Source organism: Streptomyces boncukensis (assembly GCF_011045075.1).
Taxonomy (GTDB): Bacteria; Actinomycetota; Actinomycetes; order Streptomycetales; family Streptomycetaceae; genus Streptomyces; species Streptomyces boncukensis.
The window spans coordinates 1-4142 of sequence record NZ_JAAKZZ010000589.1 but is presented as its reverse complement, the minus strand read 5'-3'; the positions used below and the strand labels follow the sequence as shown (position 1 = coordinate 4142).

At 76.1% G+C, this 4142-nt stretch carries 3 protein-coding genes; all 3 read left to right on the top strand.

Annotated elements, in window-relative coordinates; translation table 11 throughout:
* Positions 1-1230: hypothetical protein (locus G5C65_RS32570; protein ID WP_165302652.1), on the top strand; the 1230-nt coding region annotated here is incomplete at its 5' end.
* Between the two features lie 43 nt (positions 1231-1273).
* Complete coding sequence (locus tag G5C65_RS32565; RefSeq protein ID WP_165302650.1) at positions 1274-2266, top strand: NAD-dependent epimerase/dehydratase family protein; 993 nt, start codon at positions 1274-1276, stop codon at positions 2264-2266.
* A 73-nt stretch (positions 2267-2339) separates the two neighbouring features.
* Positions 2340-4142, top strand: a 1803-nt coding sequence (locus G5C65_RS32560) for a polyketide synthase (protein WP_165302649.1), incomplete at its 3' end; no start/stop codon positions are given.

Here is a 4142-nt window from a genome sequence, read left to right as displayed (position 1 = left end):
GACCAGCCCGCCCGGCTGCTCGTCGCCGACCAGGTCGCCGGGGCGCTGTATGTGCTGGACCTGCCCGACGGCCGGATCAGCGCCACCCTCACCGGCCGCCACCTCGCCGAGCACGCCGGCTTTCTGGCCCTGCCCGGCGGCCGCTGGGCCTTCGCCGACGACCTCGCGGGCGAGGTGGTGGTGCTCGATCCCCACGGCCCGGAAGCGGGGCGCCCGCTGGTCGCGGCGACCGTCCCGGTCGCCACCCCCGCCGAGCACCTGGCCGCCGACCCGGCCGGCCGCCGCCTCGCCGTCACCACAGGGCTGGGCCGCAGCGGGGAGCCCTGGAGCGACGTGCTCACCGCCGTGGACCTCGAAGCGCCGGACGGCCCGCGCGCCGTACGGGTGCGGACCCGGGTCGGCGAGCCCGGCGTCACCCTGTCCGGCGGGGACGACCCGCTCGTGGTCCTCAGGCACCGGGAGCCCGGCGCGCTCGCCGCCTACCGGCACGCGGACCTGCTGGACGCCGGGCCCTCCTGCCCGCCCGCCGCGCCCCTCGCGACCGTCCCGCTGCCGGACGGCGACGGCCACGGCGACGCCTACGACCCGCGCACCGGGCTGCTGTTCGCGGCGGCCGGATCCGGCGTCCACCGCGCCCGTCCGGCCGCGGGGGCCCCGCCGGCCGCTCAGGAGCCGCTGTCCTGGGAGGGGCCGGGCCGCGGCTACTATCTGCGCCTGGACCCGGTACGGCGGCTGCTGTGGTCCTGCGTGCGCGGCGGCCCGGCGGATCCGGCCCGCTGGCCGGAGTGGACCAACGACGCCTGGTTCCACCACCTCGACACCGGCGCGACCGGACGCCGCCCGCTCGGCCCCGGGCTGGTCTTCCGCCTGGCGGTGACCCGCGACCACGCCGCCTACACCCGCGTCCACCCCGACGGCGACGAGCTGATCCTGCTCTCCTGCCCGCCCTCCGGACTCCCCGAGGTGACCGCCCGGATGCCGCTGCCGCCCATGGACGGCGCCCCGCGCGCCGGCGGCACGCCCTGGGACGGGGTGCAGCGCCGCGCCGTGGCGGGCTCGCCCGGGGCCGCGCTGACCGCGGTCACCCGCGGCGGCCATGGTGAGATTCATCTCTTCGACAGGGCCGGGGAGTTGGCCACTCTCACCGTGCCGACACCGCTGGACGACGGCGGTCACCTCGCCCTCGTCACTCCCGGCGACGGCGCCGAGGCCGACCCGGTGGGCCGCTGACGGTGTGCGGCACACCACGCCGTAAGGCGATAGCTTGTGGCGGATGAGTCTTCACATTGTCATCGGCTACGGGCCCGCCGGCGCGGCAACAGCACGGCACCTGGCCGAACGGGGGTGCACGGTGCGGGTCATCACCCGGTCCGGCCGACCCGCCGGGCCGGGAGCCGGGAGCGCGGAGCCGGAAGCCGCAAACGCCGAGCCGGAGATCGAACACATCGCGCTGGACGCGACAGCCCGCGGCGAACTGACCGCCGCCGTACGGGGCGCGACCGCGCTCTACGCCTGCGCGGGGACGCCCTACCAGCACTGGGCACGGGACTTCCCGCCGCTGGCCGCCGCGCTGTGCGCCGCCGCCGAGGAGAGCGGCGCGCTGCTCGTCCTGCTGAGCAACCTCTACGGCTACGGCCCGGTCGACGGCGAACTCACCGAGGAGCTGCCGCTCGCCGCCACCGGAACCAAGGGGCGGGTGCGGGCCGAGGTGTGGCAGCGGGCGCGGGAACTCCACGAGGCGGGCCGCATCCGCGCGGTCGAGGTACGGGCCTCGGACTTCTTCGGGCCCGGCGTCACCGACGGCGGGCACCTGGCGGCCCGGGTCGTGCCCCGGGTGCTGCGCGGCAAGCCGGTCACCGTGCTCGGCGACCCGGACGCGCCGCACAGCTGGACCTATCTGCCCGACCTGGCCCGTGCCCTGGCCGAGGTCGCGGGCAACGAGGACGCCTGGGGGCGGGCGTGGCACGCGCCGACCGCACCGGCGCGGTCGGCGCGGGAGATGGTCGGGGGACTCGCGGAGCAGGCCGGCGTCGACACGGTGCCGGTGCGCGGGATGTCGGGGGGCACGCTGCGCCTGCTGGGACTGTTCTCGCCGCTGCTGCGGGAGCTGCGCGAGGTGTCCTACCAGTTCGACCGGCCGTTCGTGCTGGACTCCGGCGCGTACACCGACCGGTTCACCGTGCGCGCGACCCCGGCGGCCGAGCAGTTCGCGCAGACGGCGGACTGGTGGAGGGAACGATTGGCAGCTCCACGGCGACCTACATGACAACAGCCGCGGCTTCTCCGTAGGCACCGCGGCTTCACTGGAAGCACAACAGCGGGAAAACGGAAGGGAAGTCATGAACGACACAACGGGGGCGGACCGCGAGGACATCGCGATCGTAGGGATGTCCTGTCGCTTTCCCGGGGCCGGAGACCTGAACCGGTACTGGGAACTGCTGACGGCTCCGAGCACGCAGTTCGACACCGTCCCGGACACGCGCTGGCGCCGGGACGGCTTCTTCAGCACCGACTTAAGAGATTCGCACTCGGTCTACACCGACACGATGGCGCTGCTGCCGGACGTCGACCAGTTCGACGCAGCGCACTACAGGATTCCGCCGCGCCGCGCCAGGGCCATGGACCCGCAGCACCGGCTGCTGGTGGACCTGGCGCGCGAGGCCGTCCAGGACGCGGGCTGGGAGGCCGACGGCTTCGACAGCGAGCACACGTCCGTCATGATGGCGCTCACCGACAGCGGCTACCGCGAGATCAGCACCCTGCATCTGCGGATGCGGCAGCTCGCGGGCGGCGAGTTCGGCGCGGCGGCGGACGAACTGCCGCCGCTCGCCGGGGCCGTCGACGCCCTGCAGGGCTCCTCGGTGGCCGGACTGCTGATGAACATGGGGCCCAGCACCGTCAGTTCGGTGCTCGGCCTGCACGGGGAGAGCTACGCGCTGGACGCCGCCTGCTCCGGCGGGCTGCTGGCCGTCGCCAACGCCGTGCACGCGCTGCGCACCGGCCGGTGCCGGATCGCCCTCGCGGGCGGCGCGCAGCTGATGCTCACCCCGGATCTGCTGGTGGGGCTGTGCCGGATCGGCGCCGTCTCGCCCAGCGGCACCTGCCGCCCGTTCGGCGCCGGGGCCGACGGCTTCGTGCTCGGCGAGGGCGCCGGGGTGCTGGTGCTGCGCCCGCTCGCGGACGCGCTGGCGGCGGGCGACCGGGTGTACGCGGTCGTCCGCGGCGTCGGGACCGGCAACGACGGCAAGGTCAGCGGCGGTATGTACCCGCGGCCCGACGGCCAGCTGCGCGTGCTGCGCCGGGCGTACCGGGACGCGGGGCTGGCGCCGGACGCCGCGGACTTCCTGGAGTCGCACGGCACCGGGACGCACGTCGGCGACCAGTCCGAGATCGGGGTGCTGGGCGAGCTGCGCGGGGAGCGCGCCGCGCCCGCGTACCTCGGCGCCGTCAAGGCCGTCCTCGGGCACTCGCTCGGCGCCGCGGGCATCGCCGGGCTGATCAAGACGGTACTGGCCGTGCAGAAGGGCCGAATACCGCCGCAGCCGGAGTACGAGCCGGCCGAGCACCTCGGCCTCGACGCGGCCCGGCTGACCGTCCCGACGGCGGTCGGCGACTGGCCCGAGCGCGGTCCGGTGCGCCGGGCCGCCGTCAGCGCGTTCGGGTTCGGCGGCACCGGCGTCCACCTCGTACTGGAGGAGTCCCCGCAGGAGCGGGCCCCACAGGCGGCGGACGACGCCCAGCTGCTGGTGCTCAGCGCACGGGACCGGGCCGGGCTGGCCCGCTACGCCCGGGATGTCGCGCGCGCCCTGACCGCCGAGGAGGCGCCGCTGCCGGCGGTGACCAGCACACTGGCCCACCGCGGGCAGTTCGAGCACGGCCTCGCCGTGGTGGCGGACTCCACCGCGCACGCCGCCACCAGGCTGACCACGGCCGCCGCCTCCCTGGAGGCGGGCCGGTCCGGGGAGCTGGGCCCCGGCCAGACCGCCGGAACGGTACGTCCGGGGACGGCGACACCCAAGGCCGCGCTCCCCGCGCCGGGTTCGCTCCCGCCCCGGGAGCGCACCGCAGCGCTGGAGCGGCTCGCGCGGGAGGCGGTCAGCGGCGCGGGCCTGAAGCTGTCCGTCGACCGCACTCCCCCGCAC

Excerpts from the sequence above, each read along its gene's own strand:
- G5C65_RS32565 (WP_165302650.1), top strand. The coding sequence starts at position 1,274 with ATGAGTCTTCACATTGTCATCGGCTACGGGCCCGCCGGCGCGGCAACA.